Source organism: Cystobacter fuscus, assembly GCF_044360685.1.
Lineage (GTDB): Bacteria > Myxococcota > Myxococcia > Myxococcales > Myxococcaceae > Cystobacter > Cystobacter fuscus_C.
Genome location: NZ_CP043491.1, coordinates 10764437 through 10786836, shown reverse-complemented (window position 1 = coordinate 10786836; position 22400 = coordinate 10764437). Strand labels below are relative to the sequence as shown.

General features: G+C 66.5%; 18 protein-coding genes. 6 read left to right on the top strand and 12 right to left on the bottom strand.

Features of this window, described 5'->3' with window-relative positions:
* Position 1: 1 nt before the first annotated feature.
* The 3 genes from F0U63_RS44120 to F0U63_RS44110 form a co-directional block, all read right to left on the bottom strand.
* Positions 2 to 2128 carry a hypothetical protein gene (locus tag F0U63_RS44120; RefSeq protein WP_395840571.1) on the bottom strand — a complete coding sequence of 709 codons (2127 nt, stop codon included), beginning with the start codon at positions 2126 to 2128 and terminating at the stop codon, positions 2 to 4.
* Positions 2129 to 2380: 252 nt separating this feature from the next.
* Positions 2381 to 3469: a hypothetical protein gene (locus F0U63_RS44115; protein ID WP_395840569.1), complete on the bottom strand. Its 1089-nt coding sequence runs from the start codon at positions 3467 to 3469 to the stop codon at positions 2381 to 2383.
* A 269-nt stretch (positions 3470 to 3738) separates the two neighbouring features.
* Entirely contained in the window at positions 3739 to 5124 is a 1386-nt protein-coding gene (locus F0U63_RS44110; protein WP_395840566.1) for a glycosyltransferase, read from the bottom strand.
* Between the two features lie 217 nt (positions 5125 to 5341).
* Between F0U63_RS44110 and F0U63_RS44105 the strand changes: the two genes are divergently transcribed.
* A complete protein-coding gene (locus F0U63_RS44105; RefSeq protein ID WP_395840563.1) occupies positions 5342 to 6364 on the top strand; it encodes a hypothetical protein in 1023 nt (340 codons plus the stop codon).
* 66 nt (positions 6365 to 6430) lie between these two features.
* On the opposite strand, the gene F0U63_RS44100 is transcribed toward F0U63_RS44105, so the two are convergent.
* The 7 genes from F0U63_RS44100 to F0U63_RS44070 form a co-directional block, all read right to left on the bottom strand.
* Entirely contained in the window at positions 6431 to 6946 is a 516-nt protein-coding gene (locus tag F0U63_RS44100; RefSeq protein ID WP_395840561.1) for a putative immunity protein, read from the bottom strand.
* A 137-nt stretch (positions 6947 to 7083) separates the two neighbouring features.
* Entirely contained in the window at positions 7084 to 7899 is an 816-nt protein-coding gene (locus F0U63_RS44095; RefSeq protein WP_395840558.1) for a sterol desaturase family protein, read from the bottom strand.
* Positions 7896 to 8186 (bottom strand): hypothetical protein, encoded by a 291-nt coding sequence (locus F0U63_RS44090; RefSeq protein ID WP_395840556.1) that lies wholly within the window; start codon positions 8184 to 8186, stop codon positions 7896 to 7898. The genes F0U63_RS44095 and F0U63_RS44090 overlap by 4 nt, the downstream gene beginning before the upstream one ends.
* 108 nt (positions 8187 to 8294) lie before the next feature.
* Complete coding sequence (locus F0U63_RS44085) at positions 8295 to 9518, bottom strand: sensor histidine kinase (RefSeq protein ID WP_395840554.1); 1224 nt, start codon at positions 9516 to 9518, stop codon at positions 8295 to 8297.
* On the bottom strand, positions 9515 to 10189 hold the full coding sequence (locus F0U63_RS44080; RefSeq protein ID WP_395840551.1) for a response regulator transcription factor: 675 nt from the start codon (positions 10187 to 10189) through the stop codon (positions 9515 to 9517). Before F0U63_RS44080 ends, F0U63_RS44085 begins: the two co-directional genes overlap by 4 nt.
* Positions 10190 to 10231: 42 nt before the next feature.
* Positions 10232 to 12022 carry an ABC transporter ATP-binding protein gene (locus tag F0U63_RS44075; RefSeq protein WP_395840549.1) on the bottom strand — a complete coding sequence of 597 codons (1791 nt, stop codon included), beginning with the start codon at positions 12020 to 12022 and terminating at the stop codon, positions 10232 to 10234.
* A gap of 150 nt (positions 12023 to 12172) precedes the next feature.
* Positions 12173 to 13249: an alkene reductase gene (locus F0U63_RS44070; protein WP_395840547.1), complete on the bottom strand. Its 1077-nt coding sequence runs from the start codon at positions 13247 to 13249 to the stop codon at positions 12173 to 12175.
* A gap of 757 nt (positions 13250 to 14006) precedes the next feature.
* Between F0U63_RS44070 and F0U63_RS44065 the strand changes: the two genes are divergently transcribed.
* The 3 genes from F0U63_RS44065 (at position 14007) to F0U63_RS44055 (ending at position 18985) form a co-directional block, all read left to right on the top strand.
* Positions 14007 to 14828 (top strand): glycoside hydrolase family 19 protein, encoded by an 822-nt coding sequence (locus F0U63_RS44065; RefSeq protein WP_395840544.1) that lies wholly within the window; start codon positions 14007 to 14009, stop codon positions 14826 to 14828.
* A gap of 170 nt (positions 14829 to 14998) precedes the next feature.
* Positions 14999 to 18187, top strand: coding sequence for a TonB-dependent receptor domain-containing protein (locus tag F0U63_RS44060; protein ID WP_395840541.1), 3189 nt, complete (start codon positions 14999 to 15001; stop codon positions 18185 to 18187).
* 27 nt (positions 18188 to 18214) lie between these two features.
* Entirely contained in the window at positions 18215 to 18985 is a 771-nt protein-coding gene (locus F0U63_RS44055) for a hypothetical protein (RefSeq protein WP_395840539.1), read from the top strand.
* A gap of 156 nt (positions 18986 to 19141) precedes the next feature.
* Here the strand turns inward: F0U63_RS44055 and F0U63_RS44050 are convergent, their stop codons facing one another.
* Together F0U63_RS44050 and F0U63_RS44045 are read right to left on the bottom strand one after the other, a co-directional pair.
* Positions 19142 to 19933, bottom strand: coding sequence for an SDR family NAD(P)-dependent oxidoreductase (locus F0U63_RS44050; protein WP_395840537.1), 792 nt, complete (start codon positions 19931 to 19933; stop codon positions 19142 to 19144).
* A gap of 66 nt (positions 19934 to 19999) precedes the next feature.
* Positions 20000 to 20488 carry a cupin domain-containing protein gene (locus F0U63_RS44045; protein ID WP_395840534.1) on the bottom strand — a complete coding sequence of 163 codons (489 nt, stop codon included), beginning with the start codon at positions 20486 to 20488 and terminating at the stop codon, positions 20000 to 20002.
* Positions 20489 to 20781: 293 nt separating this feature from the next.
* On the opposite strand from F0U63_RS44045, the gene F0U63_RS44040 reads away from it, so the two are divergent.
* Entirely contained in the window at positions 20782 to 21513 is a 732-nt protein-coding gene (locus F0U63_RS44040; RefSeq protein ID WP_395840532.1) for a TIGR02269 family lipoprotein, read from the top strand.
* A 16-nt stretch (positions 21514 to 21529) separates the two neighbouring features.
* Entirely contained in the window at positions 21530 to 22249 is a 720-nt protein-coding gene (locus tag F0U63_RS44035) for a double-CXXCG motif protein (RefSeq protein WP_395840530.1), read from the top strand.
* Positions 22250 to 22400: the final 151 nt, after the last annotated feature.

Genomic DNA, 22400 nt, shown 5'->3' with positions numbered 1-22400 from the left:
CCTACGGCAGCTGGTAGATGAAAGAGCGCACCGCGCCCTGGGGGTTCAAGGCCGCGTCCGGGTAGGCATCCACGGTGGTTCCCCCCAGCGAGGGATTGTCTCCCAGGAAGAACAGGTTGATGACGGAGGGATTGTTCACCCACGCCCGCGGGACGAAGAGCTCGGCGTTCAGGCCGCCCCAGCTGAAGCCCGCCGTTCCCACCAGGGTCCACTGCCAATCCAAACCCGTGCCCTTGTATTGGTAGAGGCTCGTGCCCAGGAGGACGAACTCGGCGCCCACGGGGAACTGGTCCCCTCCGCCCCGGAAGCCCGTGGAGCGGGTGTTGTCGGTGTCCAGGTACACCGAGAAGGCGGCGTTGAGCTGGGTGATGGAGACGTGGTTCTGCAGGGCGAGGTAGAGGTTGTTGGCGTCGTGGGCGAGCCAGGCCCGGGCCCAGTCCGCCACATCACCGGCCGCCGTGGCGTCCTGGGGGTCCACCGCGAACGACGTCAACGTGGCCCAGTCGGAGAGATCTCCATTCACGTTGATGCTGGCATTGGGGTTGGACACGTAGGTGGGCACGGTGATGGACAGGGTCACCGTGTTGGTGTCCTCGTGCGGCACGGAGGCGCTGTCCTCCGCGCGGACCCGGAAGTAGTGCGTCCCGGGAGTCAGGCCGGTGACGGTGTACTGGTTGGCGAACTTCGTCGTCGGATCCGTGGACCAGCCCTCGCCGACCTCGAAGTTCACCTGGGCATACTTGACCGGATTGCTGAAGGTGGACGAGGTGGAACGGTAGATGTTGTAGCGGACCGGGAGGCTCTGATCGCGCGCCACGTCCCAGTGGACGACGACCTCTCCGGGCCGGGACGTGAGGGACAGTCGCTGGACGCCCACGCGATCCGGCACGTCCGGGAAGGCGGGATTGATGACCTCGGCATAGGCGGCGGTGCTGTCCCAGACGGGCGCGGCGGTATCGGCCGGGGGCGGATGGGTGGCGACATAGGTGCCCAGGGTGTCCAACTGGCCGGTGGGCGCGATGTACTCCACCCAGCCGTTCTTGATGGCGGTCTCCTGGAGCGCCTGCGCGGACAGGGCCGCGCCACGGCCCATGTCGTAGTCGAGGCTGAAGACGGTGAAGCCGTCGGGACGGTTGGCCTCGGCCATGAGCTTCTGCGCGTAGTTGTCCCGGTTGACGGGCAGGTAGGGGCTCAGGCCGGTGTGGGAGGCATCACTGTCGAGGGCATAGCTCTCGAACAGGGCGGCATGGATGTAGGGCCGCGGGGAGTACTGGTACGGCCGGATGCCATAGGTCGGGTTGGCGATGAGCGGATTGAAGAAGAACGTCCCCCGGTTGGCGAAGACGATCTTCCCCGGGTAGCTGTCGTGGATGAACTTCACCGTCTTCTGCATTTCCGGAGCGACCCAGGCGTAATACCCCCAGGCATTCACATACGGTCCGGCCGTGTCGAGGGTGTCCAGGAAGAACCCATCGAAGCCGAAGTCGTGGGTGCGATCGCTGTCCGTCGCGCTCGTCCGGGCACCCGCCAGTTGCTTGAGACCCGCCACGCTGCGATTGGCCAGGGACGTGGCGGGAACACCTCCGATGCGCTGCTCGTTGAGCACCCAGCGCCAGTCATCATTGGGCCAGATGAAGAACCCCCCGAAGTTCGTGTTCACGTCCGGCAGCCCATCCGAGACGTACTGGCCCTGGCTGGAGCTCCAGAGCTGGTCCACGTAGAAGGACGCGACGCCGCCATTGGCCGGCACGATCTTGCTCGCGTCGTACCCCGTGTTCCCCCCGGTGTAGCGGACCGGCCCCTGTCCGTTGCCCACGATGGGAATGGGGTTGCCCGCGGCATCGTGCGGCGCCGGATCCTCACCCACGCTGATGTAGGCGATGACCTTCACGCCCGCGCCCTGCAACTCGGCCACGACGCGGGGCGTGAGTTGCGCCGAGTTGGTGGGATGCAGGACGACGATGTTCGCCTGCTTCAGGGTCGCGAGCACCGTCGGGCCGTAGTCCTGACCGTAGTAGACCAGGAACCGGCTCGAGGACGTGATGCCCGGCACTCGGCTCGCGGCGGAAACCGCCGCGGGCCCACCCGCCAGGGCGAGGGACAGCAGGAGACCAAGACTTCGTTTCATCGGATGAACTCCATCGGGTTGTTCGAGCAGGATTGCCGGAGCACCCTACCCGAAAACCCATGGGCCAACCGTTTCACTCCGGGAGATTCGTCTCCACGAAGACGTGCCGGTCGTAGACGGCGGCCGCACGTCCACCGCTGTCCAGCGCAGCCGCTGCTGCGGCGCGTACCGGGTGCACCCTACGTGATGGCGCCTCCAGTCCCGTGGATGCCGCGGGTCCCCACGGGGTTGCACGGGGCCGAGAACACTCGCTCAGTCGAGCTTGTAGAGACTCGGGTCCTGAACGACGAAGCGATTCGAGACACCACCATAGGCAGCATTGAAGTCCTCGCGATGCTTCATGTAGACATCATTATAGTTGTGCGCCGCGATGAGGCTCTTCTCCTTGAATTTGATGATTCGTGCCTCGTGTCCGAGGACGTCCTTGCCGGGGTTGTTCATGAAGCTCGTGCTGCCTTCCACGCCGAACAAGTTGGAGACAGGGTCCGACTCGTTGATGTAGTGCACGTATTGAGGGCCGTCCGGGTAACGGCCCGAAGCCGCGCCGAACGTCTCCACCTTGATCTGGCCCATCAGATCGGACTTGTTTTCCTTCTTGAGCTGCTCGGCCACTTCGCCGAGCGCGCGGCTGGTGATGAGGCCCCCCTGGCTGTGTGCCATCAAATGGACCTTTTTGCCCGCCCTCAGCTCGCCGAGGACGATATCCCTCATCGAGTCCACCGCCAGGTTCTTGCCCGTGTTGAGCTTGTCGCCCACGCTCTGCATCAGGTCCCCGGCGAAGCCGTCGGTGGCGTTGTGGATGCCAATGACACTGGCGCCTGTCGCATCGGCGGTGGCCTGAAGGGCTTGCTTCTGCTGGCTCAGGTCCGTATTGATGCCATTGACCTGGATGATGAGTTCGTTTTTTTTATCTCTCCAGTTCTTCGGCTCGAAGGGGGAGAGATCCCCCGGCTTGAGGGCGCTCAGATCCCTCATTCCCTGGAGATCGCCCATCTTGATGGCCTTGTCGACGCCAACGAGGGCTCCGTCGAATTCCGAGTCATTGGAGCGCTTCTGGAGGTTGACGTGTTCAACGCCAAACGTCTCGGCCAGGTCCTGGATGACCTCGGGATTGTTGAGGTCGAGCCCGGAGATGTCCAAGGGCTCCTCGTAGCTGCTCGCCTTGGCGAGATCATCGGCGCCATTCGATGCGGCTTCGAAAACATCATCCTTGGAGTAACCCAGGTGGGTGGGGCCCGTCGGCGATGGGTCCGTGGAAGGAGTCGCGGGCGGCGTCGGCGGGGTGGCAACGGGGCTGGGAGGAGGGACCACTGTCGGCCGGTTGCGATTGACGCTGAGCATGCTCGGAATCTCCTGGGCTGGGTGGACGCGAAGGGGGCGTGCGATGGGATTCACTCTCTGTGCGTCTTTCATGCCACAGGGGCGGCAGGTGGTTGCCTCTCATGAAATCAACGGCTTGGCTCACGGGGTGGGGCTCGTGGCTGGTGACTGGAGTCACCTTGGATGACTGCTGACACCAGGGCGGATGCGACGAGGGGTGACCTCCGGTGAGAGGCCCCCAGGGCCGGGAGCGAGCACCGCTCCCGGCCCTGCCCGTCTCCTCCCAGCCCCTACTTCTTCTCCAGCAGCGTGCCGTCGCGGCCCTGGACCGTGAAGCGGCCCGGCCTGGCCTGGAGCACCGCGGCCACCACCGCCCGGGCACAGTGCTCCCACTTGTACCCTTTCAGGATGCCGTAGCAGTTGTTCGCCTGGGTGAAGCGGGTCTGGAGGTTGGTCTTCAGGTTCTCGATCGCGTCGGCCCAGGCCTGGGGCCGGTGGTCGAAGGCATCCCGGGCGACCGGGCCCAGGAAGTCCGCCGGCTTCAGCGGGCGGGACAGCCGCGGGTCGAAGTCCTTGACGACGAAGACCCCGCCGTCCTTGCCGAAGATGGCCTCGTCGGACAGGAACATGCCGGCGCCGCTGAGTTCATTGGCCAGCACGGGGACACCGCAGGCCAGCGCGTCGAAGGGCACCAGGCCGAAGTGCTCGATGTAGGAGGGCATCAGGATGGCGTGGTATTTCTTCACCTCGGCCATGACGTCGTTTGTCTTGCCCAGGATGTTCACCCGGATCACGCGCGTCTCCGGCTTCCCCAGCACGCCATCGACGAAATGCTGCACGTTCTCGCTGGTCACCTTGCCGTGGCTGTAGGCGCGGTCATCCCAGTAGCGGATGTCGATGGTGATGTCGTGCAAGCGCAGCTTCAGGGCGGCGAGCAGCAGATCCTCCAGCCCCTTGATGGGAGCGCTGGCCCGGCCGAGGAAGAGCAGCTTGAGGGTGGGGCTCGCCGCGTAGGGCACGGGGGTGGGCTCCACGTCCACGCCCCCGATGCATTCGTGGATGGCGGGGAGGTGCCCCTTGGGCATGTAGTAGCGCACGCCGGCGCCGATGAGCGGCCCCACCGGGACGACGACGTCGGCCCGGGGCATCCACTCCTGCTCCAGCTTCACCTTGGCCTGGGCGACCTTGGCATCGATGTTCTCCTCGTAGGCCTCGTAGCCGGCCAGCACCGAGCCCTCCACCGGAATGGAGTGGACGAAGTAGGCGACCTTGGCGCTCTTGAAGAAGGTGTCCTTGAGGTGGATGGCCGCGGGCCCCGAGAAGCGGGAGTGCCCGATGATGACCTCCGGGACCCAGGCACCGAACAGCTCCTTCACGGAGGGCGCGCACACGACCTCCGGCTTGTTGAAGAGGTCGTACAGCGTGTTGCGGTCCTTCTCCCCCGCCGCACCGCCGGGGTCGCTCATCGCCTTGGTCGTGGCGTTCGGGATGTGGAGCAGGGTGGCCCCACCGTGCTCCTCGGCCTTGGGGGAGCACTTCTCCGGTAGCTCCAGGGTCAGGAGCTTGACGTCGTGCCCCTGCACCTTGAGGGCCTTCGTCAGCGCCGCGTTGAAAACGGCCAGACCGCCACCAAAGTCGCGGCCGCTGTACGGCAACACAATCAGGATCTTCGTCACAGCCAAACCCTCCGAGGTTCGCGGGCCGAGTGCCCGCAGGGGATCGGCGGGCATGCATGGCCCTCTGGAGAGACGTCGGTCGTCACGCCTTGTGATGGCGCGGCGGTCCGAGGGGAGGCCGGGGCTGGTGTCAAAGAACTCGAAAAGTGGAGCCTCCTCCCTACTACACTCGTGACCACCACGCGTTCTGGCGGGAAACGGCAAGGAGACACCAGGCATGGCGGACCTCGACACCCACGGCCACCCGGCGCCGGCTTCCCGCACTCACCCTTTCGTGGCCTGGGCCGGTGTGATCTGTGGGGTGCTCTACGGCTTGCTTGCGCGACTCGTCTTCGGGCTGAGTGTGCTCCAAGGTCCCTTCGCGGTGATGAGCGTGGCGTTCATCTTCGGTGTGCCCTTCTCGCTCGGTTTTCTGACGGTGGCGCTCGGAGAGCGGAACGGCACGTGGACCTGGGGGCGGCGGATCACGGCCCCCTGGGTGCCGGCCCTGGTGTCGCTCGCGGCGGCACTGGTGCTCGCCTGGGAAGGCATCATCTGCATTGCCCTCTGGCTGCCGCTCTTCCTGCTGATGTCCAGCCTGGGAGGTGTCGCCGCGGGGCTCGTGGCGCGGTGGCGCCGCGAGCGGGGCCCGCGGGAGGGGCGCCTCATGGCGGCGGTGCTCGTCCTGCCGTTCCTCGCCGCCCCGCTGGAGAGCCGGCTGGCGGCGGCCACGCAACTGCGGGAGGTGGATACCGCCATCGACATCGACGCACCGCCGGCCACCGTCTGGCGCCATATCATCCGCGTGCCCGCCTTCCGGCCCGAGGAGCACCGGGTTGCGTTCTCGCATGTCATCGGCTTTCCACGTCCCGTGGAGGCTACCCTCTCCCACGAGGGGGTAGGAGGGGTGCGTCACGCGACCTTTGAACGAGGCGTCCTCTTCGTGGAGACCGTCACCACCTGGGAGCCCGAGCGAGAGCTCGCCTTCTCCATTCGCGCGGACCCCGGCACCATCCCGCCCTCCGCGCTCGACGAACACGTCACGGTGGGCGGCCCGTACTTCGACGTGCTCGATGGACGCTACCGACTGGAGTCCCTGGGAGTGGGGCGCGTGCGGCTCCACCTCTCCAGCACGCACCGGCTCTCCACCCACTTCAATCTGTACTCGGGCGCCTGGACGGACTTCGTCATGCGCGATGTCCAGCGCTATATTCTTGGCATTCTCAAGGAGCGCTGCGAGCGCGAGGTGGGCACCCCCTGAATCCGCACCCCGGCGGCCTCGCCCATGTGGATCCGCGCCTGAAGGTTTTGGAGCATGGCGTCGTAGTCAATAATCAAATACAGACCAGCACGCCTTGTTGCGTAAGCGCTGGTCGTCAAGCACAAGCTCCCGGATTTCGTTTGGAAGCTGTTCGCGCTGCCACTGACACTCCTGACGGCCGGCTTGCTCGCGCTCGCCTTCAGGCGCTGCGGCTTGTGCGGCCCTGATGGCATAGGCTGCCGCGCCCAATTCATGAGCTGCCACATGCGCGACTGCCACCGCTTGGCCGGCCGCGAGGGCCGCGAACTTTGCCGCACCGGAAAGCTCTCTCGCCGCGGCGTTGGCGACAAAGGCCGCATTATGAGCCTGACGCATGGTGATTTCGCCTCGTGTCCAGGCGTGAATCAGCTCAATTGCCTGACGCGGACGGGCATCGTCTGGTTGTGCTTCTTCAAAGAAGTGCAGTACATGCTCCGCGCAAGCGGCCGCCCATAGCGCGAGCAGGCGGTGATTGGCGTCGCTCAGAGTACCGCCACGACGAATGGTTATGAATCTCGGATCGCGCGGCTTGGTAAGTATCATTGTGCCTGGTCCTCCTGACTTTGGATATCGTGGGCCTCGGGCTCCTCGAATGCGCAGTGGCCGGAGTTGGAGAGGATGAGAAGGATAGGGGCTGCACGGTCATCCTTTCCAAGGCCGCTCATGTTTCTTCCCTGCACTCAGGAGGGCTGCGCGCGTTCCTCGGCCCTCCTGCGGGGGAGCACGAGGTCTCGCAGGGGGAGCAAGAGCTGCCCCAGGTAGCCGCGGGGGAAGGGCTCGGCGAGCCCGAGTTCCCACCGCTCCGCGTCCGTTGGCCGGTAATAGGTACCGAAGAGCCAGTCCATGTACGGAGCGAGGTTGGCGAAGTTGTGCCGGGTCTGCTCGACGCGCGCGTGGTGCCAGTGGTGCAACTCGGGTGCGCCGAAGAGGAAGCCCAGTGGGCCCAGCGGCAGCCTCACATTGGAGTGGATGAAGATGGCCCACATCCCCCGGAAGGCGGCCACCATGGTCAGTGGCCCCAACGGGATGCCCAGCACGAAGGCCGGCAGGTTACACACCCACTGCGTGGTGAGCCCATCCAGCGGGTGCTCGCGGTGGGCCGCCACCCAGTCCAGGTGCTCCACCGAGTGGTGCACGGCATGGAAGCGCCAGAGCCAGTCCACCTGATGGCACAGGCGGTGCCACCCATACACGCACACGTCGCAGAGCACCGTCGCCTCGGCCACCTGGAGCCATGTGGGCTGAAGGGCCACCGCCGCTCGCAGGCCCGCCAGCGCCTCCGGGTGCAGGAGCGGCCGGGCGGCCATGATCGCGAGCACCGAGAGTGGGGCCCACACGAAGTACTGGCCGAGGAAGAAGGAGAAATCCACGCCCCAGCCCGGGCGCAGGATGCGCTGGCCGGCTCGCGCGGAGAACGCCCACTCCAGGGGCCAGAACGCGGTGCCCAGCACCACGAACGCCAGCGCCGCGTCCGTCAGGAGCTGCTGGAAGGTCATCGCCCCTGCTCGCCTGGCGCGTTCACCCGGGTTCCCGCGTCGGTGCCCGCATCGGCGGGCTGCTCGTCCCCGAACTCGGGCACGCGCGCATCGAACTCCGAGCGCGTCATCGTCTTCCCGCCGCCTTCATTGCCCGCCAGCGCATCGGGCGACGCTCCAAACAGCCTCCGGACCTTCGTCCCAGGCATCAGGGTCGTCCCCGCTGTCAGCACCACGATGGCGAGAATGGCGACCGCGCCGCCAATGGCGAGCCCCCTGAGAATCTTGATTGCCACGTTTCTGGCCATGCCGCGAATTGCTCCTTGAATCACGAAAGCCAGCGGCCCGGTGACCGTTGGCTTCGTACGGGCTCGTCGGATGTGGATGCCCTGGGGGGAGTATAGGACGAATCGGCTCTACCGGCGGGCGTGGGAACCCGAGGAGGGAGCCTCGGGCGCGGCGATGGATGCCGGGGCGCATCCCGCTGATACGTCGGGTTGCGCTCCCTGCTCCGAAGACGTGTCCGATGAAGCAGGCTCGGGTGCTTTCAGGTAGGGCTCCGCCGAGGGGAGGCGCACCGTGAAGCAGGAACCTTTGCCCAGACCCTCGCTCAGCGCCTCGATGCGCCCTCCGTGGAGCTCGACAATCTTCCGGGCGATGGCGAGCCCCAGTCCACTCCCACCCGAGGCATCGGTGCGGCTGCGAGCCTTGTCCGCCTTGTAGAACCGATCGAAGACGAAGGGCAGGTCCTCCCGCGAGAGGCCAATCCCCGAATCCGTGAGCCGCACGAGGGCCTGTCCGCCCTCGAGCCGCAGCTCGAGCCCAATCCTTCCGCCCGCGGGAGTGAACTTGATGGCGTTGTGGACGAGGTTGGTCCAGACTTGGTTCAGCATGTCCTCGTCCGCGGTCTGGTACACGGCGTCCAGGTCCGCCTCGATGTCGAGCCCCTTGGCCGTCCACTGAGGCTCGGCGGCCAGGGCCACTTCGCGCAGCTGGCTGTCGAGCCGATAGCGCCGCGGGACCGGGGCCTGGGCCTTCGAGTCCAGCGAGCTCAGTCTCAGGAGGTTCTCGCTCAGCCGGGAGAGACGCCGGCTCTCGGCCTCGATGGTGGCGAGGTAGTGCTGACGGGTCTCCTCGGACAGCCCGCCTTCTCTCAGGGCCTGTGCGAAGCCCCGGATGGAGGTGAGGGGCGATTGGATCTCGTGGGAGACGTTCGAGATGAACTCCTGGCGCATCGCCTCCATGCGCTGGAGGGCCTCGGCCACCTGGTTGATGTTGACGGCCACCTCGAGGACCGGGTTCTTCCGAGTGTCATTGCCCGTCTCCTCCACCGGTACGCTGACGGAGAAGTCGCCTCGCGCGATGCGGCTCAGCGCGTCGTTCAACACGGTGAAGATGGTCATCCGCCAGTGGAAGAAGGCCTTTCCGATGAACCTCATGATGAAGCCGAACAGCAAGAGCGAGACCACCAGATCGATGACCTGGCTGACGTAGGGAGAGAGCCGGACACCGAGGGCCGCCAGGGCGGCATCCTTGAGCCAGGACACCAGCGTCCACTCCGCGACCAGCCCCGCCAGCATGGCCAGGGTGACCAGCCCTGGCCCGAGGCGAGGCGTGCGCTTCAGGGCGGGCCACTTCACTGTGCGAGCTCCAGCCGATAGCCCAAGCCGCGGATGGCGGTGATGCGATAGCCGAAGCGCTCCTCGGGAAACCGCTCGCGCAGGCGGTTGACGTGCACGTCCACGGTGCGATCCGTCCCCTCGAAGTCCGGGCCCCAGATGGCCTGGATGAGCTGCTCCCGGCTGAACGTCTTCCCCGGCGAGCTGCCCAGCTTGAAGAGCAACTCGAACTCCTTCATGGGAATGGTGAGGCTCTCCTCGCCAGCCTGGATCAGGTACGTCTTCCGGCTGAGGAAGAGCTTGCCGACCTGCACGCTCTGTGACGCCTCGATGCGGTAGCGCTTGAGCAGCGCCTTGACGCGGGCCGCGAGCTCCGCGGGCTCGAAAGGCTTCACCAGGTAGTCATCGGCTCCGAGCTCGAAGCCCTTGAGCTTCTGCGAAGTCTCCCCCTTCGCCGTGAGCATCAGGATGGGGATGTCTCGCAGACGCTTGAGTTCCTGGCAGAGCTGCCAGCCGTCCATCCTTGGCATCATCACATCCAGCACGAGCAGGTCCGCCTGGGTCCGCTCGAGCAGGCGCAGGGCCTCCCGGCCGTCGGAGGCCTCGACGACGTCGAAGCCCGCGGTCCCGAGGAAGTGCCGGACCACCTCGCGGATGTGGGGGTCGTCATCGACGACCATGATCCTCGCCATGCGCCCTCCTGGGTTCGCATTCTACAGGGAACACTCCGCGAGTCAGGCGCGTGCCACGCGGCTGTCGTGGGAGCGGAGCTGCTGCTCGGCGAAGCTCCGGTAGAGCTCGTGGCTGTTCACCAACTCCGAGTGGGTGCCGCGCCCCGTCAACCGCCCCTTCTCCACGAAGAGGATGAGGTCCGCATCGATCACCGTGGACAGGCGGTGCGCGATGATGAGCGTCGTCCGGCCGCGCATCAGGTTCTCCAGGGCCAGCTTGACGAAGTGCTCCGAGGTGCTGTCCAGGCTGGAGGTGGCCTCGTCGAGCATGAGGATGTCGGGGTTGCGCAGGAACGCCCGGGCGATGGCGATGCGCTGCCGCTGTCCGCCGGAGAGCTTCACGCCCCGCTCGCCCACCTCCGTGTCATAGCCGTTGGGCAGGCCCTGGATGAACTCGTCGGCATAGGCCAGGCGAGCGGCCTCGAGGAGCTCTTCATCGCTCGGCTCCCGGTCGAGGCCATAGGCGATGTTCTCGCGGATCGTCCCCGCCATGAGCGGGCTCTCCTGGGGGACGTAGCCGATGCGGCGGCGCCACGAGGCCAGGGAGAACTCCCGCAGCGGCTTCGAGCCGATGAGGATGGTCCCGGAGTCCGGCTCGTAGAAGCGCTCCAGGAGCGAGAAGAGTGTCGTCTTGCCCGAGCCGCTCGGGCCGACGATGGCCGTCACGGTGCCGGGCTCCAGGCAGAAGCTCAGCTCCCGGCTCACGGGCTCGCCCGGCAGGTAGCTGAAGCTCACCTGGTCGAAGCGGATGGGCAGGCGGGCCGCCTCGAGGTGCACTCCCTCCTCCGGCTTCTCCTCGGGCGTCTCCAACAGGGTGATGAGGCTCTGCGTGGCGCCGCGTGCCTTCTGGAGCTGGACGAAGAAGGCGGTCAGCTGGCCCACGGGGATGATGGCCTGAATCAGGTAGAGGATGAACGCGACCAGGTCTCCCGCCGAGAGCTGCCCGGACGAGACGAGCAGCCCGCCATAGCCGATGACGAGGACGAGCAGGCCCATCATCACCAGACCCATCATTGGCCCGACGAGCGCCTGGACACGGCCCTCCTTGAGGCCGAACTGGAAGAGCCGCTCGACGGTCTCCTGGCCCTTGCGGTACTCGCGGTTCTCGGCGTTGGAGGCCTTCACCAGGCGGATCTCCGACAGCACCTGGGCGAGCAGGGCGGTGAAGCGGGCGTTCTCGTCCATGGTCCCCATGGACACCCGGCGCATGCTGCGAGCCAGGGGCGCGATGACGCCGATGCCCACCGGCAGGGCCACCAGCATGATGAGGGCCATCTTCCAGTTCAGGGAGATGAGCAGGCTGACCGAGCCGACCATGGCGAGGATGCCCGAGACGAAGCTCGAGAGGTTCTCGGTGATGAGCGCCTTGACGACGGCGGTGTCGTTGGCCATGCGGGAGATGAGGTCTCCGGTGCCGTGCGCGTCGAAGTAGCGGATGGGCAGGGCCAGCTGCTTCTTCCAGAGCCGGTCTCGGATGCCGACGACGATCCGCTGGCCCACGAAGGTGAGCAGGTAGAGCGAGATGCCGCTGGTGGCGGCCTGGAGGGTGAAGGCCGCGGCGATCAGCGCCAGCTGGCGGTAGTTGAGGGCGGCGAGCGAGAAGCCATCCACCAGGTTCTTGGTGAAGAGCGGAACGAAGAGGCTCACCAGCGTCGAGCCCACGCTCAGCACCAGGGCGGTGATGAGCAGGGGCAGCGAGGGCTTCGTCGATGCGATCAGGTTGAAGAAACTCTTGAAGGACGCGGTGCCGGAGGACGCGGTCCCATCCATTTTCAGGCGATTGCGTGGGTCCATGGGAAGGACCCTACGCCCCATTTTTAAACGGACGATAAACCGCGCGCCGGGCGATTCTCCGGAGGACTCCGCTTGCTCCGCCCTGGGTTCTGGCCGGCCGTCTGGGAGGCGGCGGCTTGCCGAGAGATTCGGGCGGGTGGGGGGCCGTGATCAGGAGGCGCGGGGATAGTCCACGTAGCCTTCCGTCCCCTGGGAGTACCAGGTCGCCATGTTGTCCTTGGCGAGCGGCAGTTTCCTGGCCAGACGGTGCGGCAGGTCCGGGTTGGAGATGAACGGACGGCCAAACGAGATGGCGTCGGCGACGCCCGCGTCCAGCTCCCCTTGGGCCCGCGCCAGGTCGTAATCCGAGTTCAGGATCAAGACGCCCTTGAAACCCTGGCGGATCGCTGGCGCGAGGGGCGGCCGCTCCCCCTTGCCAAAGGTGCCATCGAGTGGCGGCTCGCGCAGTTCCAGGTAGGCGATGCCCAGGGAAGACAGCGCCTGGGCGGCGGCGACGAACAAGGGCTCGGGATTGCTGTCGTTGACGCCCTGGCTGTCACCATTCGGAGACAGGCGCACGCCCGTGCGGTCCGCGCCCACCGTGTCGATGAGCACCCGCGTCACCTCGCGCAGCAGGCGGATGCGGTTCTCGATGGGGCCGCCATAGGCATCGTCGCGGAGGTTGGAGTTGTCGCGTAGGAACTGGTCGATGAGGTAGCCATTGGCGGCGTGCAGCTGCACCCCGTCGAAGCCCGCCTTCATCGCGTTGCTCGCGGCGCGCCGGTAGTCCTCGAGCAGGCCCGGAATCTCGTCCAGGCGCAGGGGCCGCGCCTGCGCATAGGGCTGCTTGCCCTCGTAGGTGTGCGCGCGGCCGGGCGCCGTGGTCGCGGAGGCCGAGACCGGCTGTGCACCCCCGAGGTAGCTCGGATGGACGATCCGGCCCATGTGCCAGAGCTGCGCCACGATCCGGCCCCCGGCGGCGTGGACCGCATCGGTGGCCTTGCGCCAGCCGGCGACCTGCTCGGCGGACCACAGCCCCGTGGCATGGGGCCAGCCCAGGCCCTGCTGGGAGATTCCAATGGCCTCGGAGATGATCAACCCCGCGCTGGCGCGCTGCGCGTAGTAGTCCGCCATGATGGGGGTGGGCACGTGATCGCGCGTGCCCCGGGCCCGCGTCAGGGGCGCCATCAGGATGCGGTTGGGCGCCTCGATGGCGCCAAGTCGGATCGGATCGAAGAGAGTCGGCATGGCTTGCTCCTTATTGGGAGCCAGGATGCGCGACCCAGCGAAAGGTCGCTGGGTCCGTGGGCTTACCGCGCGAACGCCTTATGAAGGCGAGAAGGTGGTGGGGAGGGTGGTTCCACTGAGACGTTGGACCCGGTGCTCCCCGTGCTGGTGCGGCCGCACCGGGAGGGAAACCACGCCCGTCTGGACGTGGTGGACCCCCAGCATGGGCGAGGGGGTGCCCCTGCACGACACCCGCTCGTGCTTGTCAGAAGACCGCGATGGGGTTGGCGGGAAAGCCCGTTCCGCCTTCCACGTGCATGACGTGCAATGGCAGTGGGGCTCCCTCCACGCCCGAGGGAAGCACATCCAGGCCTGAATCCGTGGCACGAGGGCGACGCCGCGCTTCTTGAACCAGTCGGCGGTGAAGGCGTGCAACCCCCGGCAGGTTCGTGTGTCCTGACGGCCTTGCGGTCCCGTGCCAGGTCCGGCAGGCGGCGGGTGCTGACCGGACGCTCTCATGCCCGCAGGAGGGCGAGACGGGCTGCGTGTCACATTCTCGCCCACGCTCATCCATCGATTGGCACCTGAAGAAGGAGGGCAATCATGGCGACGCCTGCTCCCGCGGCTCGACAAGCATTGTCGCCAGACATGCGGTGAAAGACCGCGGCATTCAAGAAGCTGGGTCTGTGAAGAATCAATCTGACTTCAGGAGGACGTCATGTTGCTTGATACACAGTCATCCCAAGACATCGCGGCTAAGGAACCCGCGTCGAAGCCCATGGGCGCGCTGAGCGGTATGGCGTTGCCCGCGAGAAACCTGAAGCGCGGCTCCAAAGGGGCGGAAGTGCGGCAGCTCCAGGCCGCGCTGGTGAAGCTGGGCCACATGACGCAAGCCCAGATGAACACGGGCCCGGGGAACTTCGGCCTCCGGACGCAGCAGGCCCTCACGAAGTTCCAGGCCAGTCACAGCGTGCCAGCCACCGGCTTCTACGGACCCCTGACGCGCGCGGCCTTCGTGAAGCTAGGCGCGAAGGTGAGCAGCGTGACGCCCCCGCCGAAGCCTTCGCTGAAGAAGGGCGGGGTGACCCTGGCACAGCTCCAGGCCATCATGACGCACCTGCCCACCGCGCGGGCGAAGCAGTGCCTGCCGTACCTCAACAAGGCGATGTTGGAAGCAGCCATCACCACGCGGAAGCGGCAGGCGGCATTCCTGGCGCAGCTCGCGCACGAGAGCGGCGAGCTCGTCTACTTCGAGGAGCAGGCTTCGGGCGCCGACTACGAGGGGCGAAGGGACCTCGGGAACATCCACAAGGGGGATGGCAGGCGCTACAAGGGCCGTGGCCCCATCCAGCTCACCGGCCGCAGCAACTACCGCGCCGCGGGCAAGGCGCTGAAAATCGACCTGGAAAACAACCCGAAGCGCGCTGCCGCGGTGGACGTAGGTTTCCGCACGGCCGCGTGGTTCTGGACCAGCCGCAAGCTGAACCGCTACGCGGACCAGGGCAACTTCCGGGAGCTCACCCGCCGCATCAACGGCGGTTACAACGGATTGGCCCGCCGCCTGGCGTACTACCGCCGCGCCCTCAAGGTGCTGGCCTGAGCGTCAGGAACTCGCCCCAACCTGAAGGGCAACGAAAACTTCAATCCACGAGGACTGGAACCTCGCGGCATGAGTAAAGGCCGCAAGGCGACAAAGGGCCAGAATCCACCGTGACAACGGGTGCGCCTCGGCTATTTTCGCGCTCCTTTGGGGTTGCGAGGGGTTCCAGCATGAAGGCAAGGCGGAGTCTCCGAGCCACGGGAGCGATCGTGGCCGCGGGGTTGTCCTATGGGACGGTGGCGAGCGCGGACAGCGTGATTCTCGGAACGGTGCTCGACGCCGAGACCCGGAAGCCAGTTCCGGACGTGGTCATCACGGCCACCTCGCCTGGGCTCCAAGGGGAACAGGCGGTGGTGACGGACGCCCAGGGGCAGTACCGCCTTCCCCAACTGCCACCGGGTGTGTACGTCCTGCGCTTCGACAAGGAAGCCTTCAGCCCCTACTCCCGCTCGGACATCCAGCTGCGGCTGGACCGCACCTTGCGCGTCAACGTGGAGCTGCTGCCCGAGAACGCCTCGCGGTCCCTCACGCTCGACCTCGAGGGCGTGGCGCCGACCCTCGACGTGGGCTCGACGGCGACGGGCCTCAACGTCGACCAGGACTTCATCCGGCGCATCGCGGTGAACCGTCCGGGCGGCAAGGCGGGCGCCGCCCGCTCCTTCGAGAGCCTCGCGGAACTGGCGCCGGGCGCCCAGAACGACGCGTATGGCGTGTCCCTCAACGGCACCACCTCCCCGGAGAACGGGTACGTGGTGGACGGCCTGTCCAACAACGATCCCGCCTTCGGCGTCAACGCGAGCCCCCTGAGCGTGGAGTTCGTGCAGGACATCAACATCATCACCGGCGGCTACATGCCGGAGTACGGCCGCTCCACGGGCGGGGTGCTCAACGCGGTGACGAAGTCCGGCTCCAACGAGTTCCACGGTTCCGTTTTCGGCACCGTCACTCCGGGAGCCCTGGAGGCCACCCGGACCCAGGTGGTCAGCGCCTCCTCGGTGATCGCCGGTCGCAACGCCCTGGACGTGCTGGGCGACGTGGGTGCCACCCTCGGCGGTCCCATCCTCGAGGACAAGCTGTGGTTCTTCGCCGGGGTGTCTCCCAATTACAGCCACTACACGCACACGCGTTCGATCAACGCCTACCAGACGGAACTCGACGCCTCGGGCAAGGTCGTGGTGAAGACAGATGACCGCGGCATCAACCTGTTCACGGAGATTCCAGGCTCGGTGCGGCGGATCGGCGCCCAGGCGCGAAGCCTGCAGTATCTCGGCAAGCTGACGTATTTGTTCAACCCGGAGCACCAGCTCTCCCTGTCCGTCTCTGGCACGCCGAGCACGACGGGAGGACGGGGCACCCTCTCCATCAACCCGTTGACGGGCGTCGTGCCCCCGGTCCTCGCTGGCCACCCCGGCGCCGAGAACTTCTATACCGAGGCGGCGTCGAGCACGACGTCCACCGCGCTCAAGTACGCGGGCTCCTCCGCCGACAAGAGACTCCTCCTCGACGCCACCCTCGGCTGGTTCCACCAGACGTCGTCCCTGCTGCCCTCGGACGGCTCGCGGGTGGATTCCTCCTCGGGCCTGGCGGGCCTGGCGGCGGTCAACTACATGGCCCCGCGGCCCATCTACGCCTACGAGCCCGACCTCACCCAGGCCCAGGCGGCGTGCACCCAGAACGGGGACACGACGGGGCTCGTGGCCTGCCCGGTGTACTCGTACCTCGCGGGAGGGCCTGGCTACATCAACACGGCCCGGCTGGACCGCGTCCAGGCCAACGCCAAGGCCACCTACCTGCTCAAGGCCCTGGGCACCCATGTGTTCAAGCTGGGCGCGGACGTGGAGCTGCTGCGCTATGAGAATCTCAAGGCCTACTCGGGGTCCGTGTACCTGCTCGAGGCCACCAACGGGGCCAACTGGGTGGACGTCCGCCGCTTTGGCTATCTGTCCGGCCCGGACATGGCCACCAGCCTGCCCTACCTGCATTCGGTGACCGGCAGCAACACGTCGGGTGGCTTCCTGCAGGACAGCTGGACGATCGGCCAGCGTGTGACGCTCAACGTCGGCGTGCGCTACGACACCCAATGGCTCTACGGCGGTGACGGCAACCTGGCCTTCACGCTGCCCCACGAGCTCTCGCCGCGCCTGGGGGTGGTCGTGGACCCGCTGGCCAACGGCCGCATGAAGCTCTACGCCAACTTCGCGCGCTACTACGAGCAGATGCCCATCAACGTGCTGGACCGCGCCTTCCCGCTCGAGCCGCGCTATGTGGCCAAGCATGCCGCGGGCATGGGCAGGTGCGATCCGGACACCCTCCCGACGCGGGAAGGTCAGGCCACCTGCCTGGCGGACTCCAACCTGGAGCTGTTCAACGGCGACGCGGGCCCCGCGCTCTTCGACCCGAGCTTCCTGCACTCCGGCGGCAAGGCCGACCTCGTGCCGGTGGAGCCCACCCTCCAACCCCAGTCCTCGGACGAAGTGCTGCTGGGCGCCGAGTACGAGTTGTTGACCCACCTCCGCGTCGGTGCGTCCTACATGCACCGCTCCATGAACCTGATCATCGAGGACATGAGCCGGGATGGGGGCAACACGCGCTTCCTGGGCAACCCGGGCGTGGGCTTCGCCCAGGAGTTCCCCAAGGGGGTGCGCGACTACGACGCGGTGACGGTGTTCCTCAGCCACACCTTCAGCGAGGGCTGGCTGGCGCAGGCGAGCTACACCTGGTCACGGCTGTATGGCAATTACTCGGGTCTGTTCCGCCCGGAGAACAATCAACTGGATCCGAACTTCAACTCGGACTTCGACCTGGTGACGCTGATGGAGAACCGCGTGGGGCTGCTGCCCTTCGACCGGCCCCATGCCATCAAGCTGTTTGGCGCCAGGCAGTTCGACATCTCCCGGGCACTGAGCGCGAGCCTGGGGCTGTCGTACCGCGGCAACTCCGGCATTCCCATCAGCTACCTCGGCGCGCACCCGATCTACGGCCCCAACGAGGCGTTCATCCTGGCCCGTGGCTCCGCGGGCCGCACGCCGTGGGTGCACACCCTCGATGCGAATGCCGGGGTGGATTACCGCCTGGACAAGACGCACGTGCTGTCGTTCAGCGTGGACGTGTTCAACCTCTTCAACTTCCAGCAGGTCACGGCCGTGGACGAGGCCTATACCTTTCAGGGCGTGCTCCCCATCACGGGGGGCAAGACGGCCGGAGGGGCCCTGACGGCGGACCAGGTCACCGTCCTCGACCCCGCCACGGGCCTGCCCGCCGGCAAGCTGTCCGCGGACGACGTGAACAAGAACTTCAAACAACCCACCGCCTACCAGAGCCCGCGGCAGATCCGTCTGGGCCTCCGGTACACCTTCTAGCCCTCCCGTGGATTGGAGCGACGCGCGATGAACATGCAGATGGCGACCCTGATGGTCCTGGTGGGCACGGCCGGCGGCCTGTCTGGCTGCGCCGTGCAACAGCCCTCCCCCGGCTGTCAGATCCAGGACGGGCTCTGGCAGGTCGCTTACATTCCGAAGCACCCCGTGGATGTCTCCCGGTCGTGCGAAACCCTCACCGCGGACCAGTTCGGGGTGTTCAAGTACATGCTCCCCGTGAGCGAGGATCCCCAGGCACCGGCCTCCGTGGCCCTGCGTCCCCTCGCGGCGGTCGCGCTGACGACCTACATCGACACGACGGGCACCCGGCGGCCCCGGGTGACGCTGAGTCCTCCGGCGGATCCCTCGAGCCCGACGGATCCCACGGGCTCGCTCCGGGCCTCCGCGCTGGCCACGGCCCTGTCGGCGTTCTCCCAGGAGCCGGACGACCGGGACGTGTGCCTGGCGCCGTCCTTCAGCCGGATCTCGATCGAGGCCCAGGCCGTGGCGGACGCCAGCGGCGGTCCATTGCCCGCGCGGACGGTGGATTACCAGTTCAGCAACGTGTCTGTGTATTCCTCGCCGTCGGCCCCGGGAACCACGTTCGAGGGCTCGCTGGTGTTTGGTGATGGCTCCTGCACGGCCGAATACCGGGTGCTGGGCCTGTCTCCCGCGGTGCCGTGCGGCACGACCGACGACTGTAGGAACCCGGCCCTGGGCATCAACCCGGAACTCGACGTGGTGTGCCTCAACGGAGGCTGCTCGCCCAATCCGGCCAGGACGATTCCGTTTCTCAAGTAGTCGCCAATATTTCTTCTAGGTCCTTGAGGATGTATAAGAGAAACAGAAGGGCCGGGAACGCGCCAAAGTGGCATCCCCGCGTGGACCTGACCCCAGTCGCCGCCTTGGCCGATTTCGAGAAGGCTCGGCCGGTCCTTCCCCCCCGCGGCTCCCTGCTCAGCTGATGGTGTTGACGAGACCGCCCTCGGCGCGGAGCACGGCCCCGTTCGTCGCGGCGGACAGGGGGCTCGCCAGATAGGCCACCATGCTCGCGATCTCCTGCGGCTCGATCATCCGCTGCAGGAGTGAGGCCGACCGGTGGTTCTTGAAGAACTCGGCCTCGATCGCCTCCGGTGGGGCGCTGGGATTGGAGGACACGCTGCGCAGGAAGTCGACGATGCCCTCCGAGCGCGTGGGCCCTGGCAGCACCGAGTTGACCGTCACCCGAGTGCCCCTGGCCAGCTGGGCGAGACCCCGCGCGATGGACAGCTGCGCCGTCTTGGTCGTCGCGTAGTGGATCATGTCCGGGGGGATGGTGAGCGCGGACTCGCTGGAGATGAAGATGATCCGCCCCCAGCCCCGCTCGAGCATGCCCGGGAAGTAGGCCCGCGCCAGCCGCACGCCGCTCATCACATTGACGTTGAAGAAGGACAGCCAGTCGTCATCGGAGATCTCGGCGAAGGCCTTGCTCTCATAAGCGCCGAGGTTGTTGACGAGGATGTCGACGTCGCGCGCCGCGTCGCGCAGTTGGGGCAGGCCCTCGGCGGCCGTCACATCCACCACCACGCCGCGGATGTGCTTGCCGCCGGAAGCGCGGATGTCCTCCACCGCCTGGTCGAGCTTCGTGCGCGAGCGGCCGGTGATGAGGACCTCGGCCCCCTCCACCGCGAGCGTGCGCGCGATCTCCAGTCCGATGCCCGCCGTGCCGCCCGTGACCAGCGCCGTCTTCTTGTTGAGTTGCAAGTCCATGATCGCTCCAGATTCGTGTCGAGAAGTGTTTGGGTTGGAAAAGTGTCTGGGTGGAACGGGGAGGGCCTACAGGCCGGGGGCGCCCTTGCCGACGTCATCCTTGCCGGGGCCGCCGTTGAGCCAATCCACCTTCCAGCCATCCTCAAGGATGATGACCGCCTTGGAGCCCGCGGGGACCCAGGCCTCGTGCACGAACGTGCCGGGCATGTAGATGTAGCCGTGCTCCTTCACATCGAAGCGCTGGCCGTCGTACTCGAAGACATGCGCTCCCCCGAGGATGACGTGCGTCTCGCTCTTGCGGTGCGTGTGCTTCGGGATGTAGAGCGCCTGGGGGAACTCGATCATCAGCGTCGTCGCCTGGGTCTCCGGGTCGACGCGCAGGATGGAGAAACGGGGCGAGTCCCCACCCAACTCGGGCAGCATCTGCTCCCAGGTCAGGTCGCCCTGGTTCTTGAAGACAATCCCGTCCGCATGTGCATGGGTGCACCCGGGAGCGACCAGGAGGGAGGAGAGCCCCAACAGGGAGGCGGCGATTCGGTTGAAGGTGCGGTTCATGCGGGTGCTCTGGCGGTGGTGGAGGTGATGTCCGACTCGCCCAGGGAAATAGCGCCCACCTGCCCGCGCGAACATTTCCAGTGGGGGGTAACACCTGTGAACGCGATTCACGAATGGCACGCCCCCGAAACGGCCGTGTGGCCCCCGGTCCGCTGCTCCGGGGCGCTGTCGGAGGCTCACCGCCGCGAGCTGCTGGGCGTGCTCCAGTCGGAGCACGCGTGCTTCTCCAGCTCCGCTGAGCGGGGGCGTTTTTCGAGCGTGGGATGTCCACGCGGCGAACGTAGGATGGTCGCATGAGCTTTCTGCGCTCCAGAGTGGGGCTTGCGCTCCTCGGCGTGCTGCTGAGCGCCTGTGCCTCCTCCGCGCTCATGGTGCGTGAGGAGGCTGGGGCGCCCGATGTCGTGTCCTCTTCATGGGTGGAGGCCCGCGCGGACGCCACGTGCGTGGTGCCGCTGTGTGACGAGGAGCACTGCGCCATCTGGCGTTGCCAGGACGTGGTGGAGGCGGAGGCCCTCCCGGTGCGGCTAGCGCAGGCGATGATCCCGGCGCCCGCGCCCGCCCCGATGTTCCGCGTGCCCTTGGTGGCGGGTCCCAGTGCGAGCCGCTGGTGGGGACATCCTCTCGCCGTGCCCTCCGGGGTTGAGCCTGTATTCGAAATCCCCTGGCACAATTGGAAGACGCGGGAGCTGAGCGCGCCCAGGCTCTTCCGCCACCAGTGCCTCTCCCCTCCGCGTGAGCCCCTCGAGAAGCACCACATCTTCCCGCAGCAAAAGGAACTGGCCGAATGGTTTGGCAGCAGGGATATTGATATCCATGCCTTCACCATCCGACTACCGAGGAGTTTCCACCAATGGCTGCACAGTGGCGAACCCAAGGGAGGACAATGGAATGAAGCGTGGCGGCAGTTCATGAGAAAGAACCGCACCATCGCCAACGCGGAGGACATCTGGCGGTTCGCGGGTGAACTCATGATGCGGTTTGGAGTGAATGGTCCATTCGAGCCCTACTCTTGCGATGAGCGGTAGGGGGGCGAGCACGTGCATGCGATATTTCACCATTGACGAGGACAGAGCCGCGGGGCACACGGGCTTCGTTGACGCCGCACACAAGTGGAAGCTGCCAGGCATTCGCAATTGCCCAGTCTGCAAGTCCACCTGGAGTGCCGGGTTCGCTTATCCATGCGTGGACCTGACCCCAGTGGCCGCCTTGGCCGATTTCGAGAAGGCTCGGCCCGAGCCCATCGAGGAGTACGAACGGCTGTGTGAGTTGGTTCGTCCCCTGCTGCCTCCTGGTGCGCTGTTGGAACCGGGTACGACTTTTGGCCCACTGGTGGGTAGGGGCCAGGGTCGTTTCGGGCAGCTGGTGTCTCCTTATCCCTGGTGGCTCCTGGCGCGGCGCGAGGCGCTGGTGAAGCTTCAGTCGGAGGGCTTGCGAGGACTCGAGGGGTGCCACACCGAGGTTCGTTTCCGCCAGCGCAACTCGCCCGAGTTGCTCGAACTGCAAATTCTCCCAACGGGCCGATTGCACCGGGATTGCCTGCCTCATTATCAACCGCCCTGCTCGCGCTGTGGTCGGGGCCGTATTCCCCTTCCCGATGACCTCCTGGTGGATGCCACCACTATTCAGAGGGACCTGGACTTATTTCGATTGGAGGACTTCTCCACGGTGATCGTCTGCACCGAGCGTTTTGCCGGCGCCTACCAACGCCTGGGCTTGGACGGCATTGCCTTCAAGCCGCTGCCGTCGAAGAGGAGCCACTGAGCCGGGAAGCCCGGTGCAGAACAGCGGCAACCATTTGAGGCCGAGCTTTCTCGTCATGGGGACCCACTCGCTGCTGTACACTCCCTGGGCGGCCACCGGGATATAGTGGAGGGTTGGTGCAGAGGGGCCGACGAGAGCGCTTGGGGCTTTC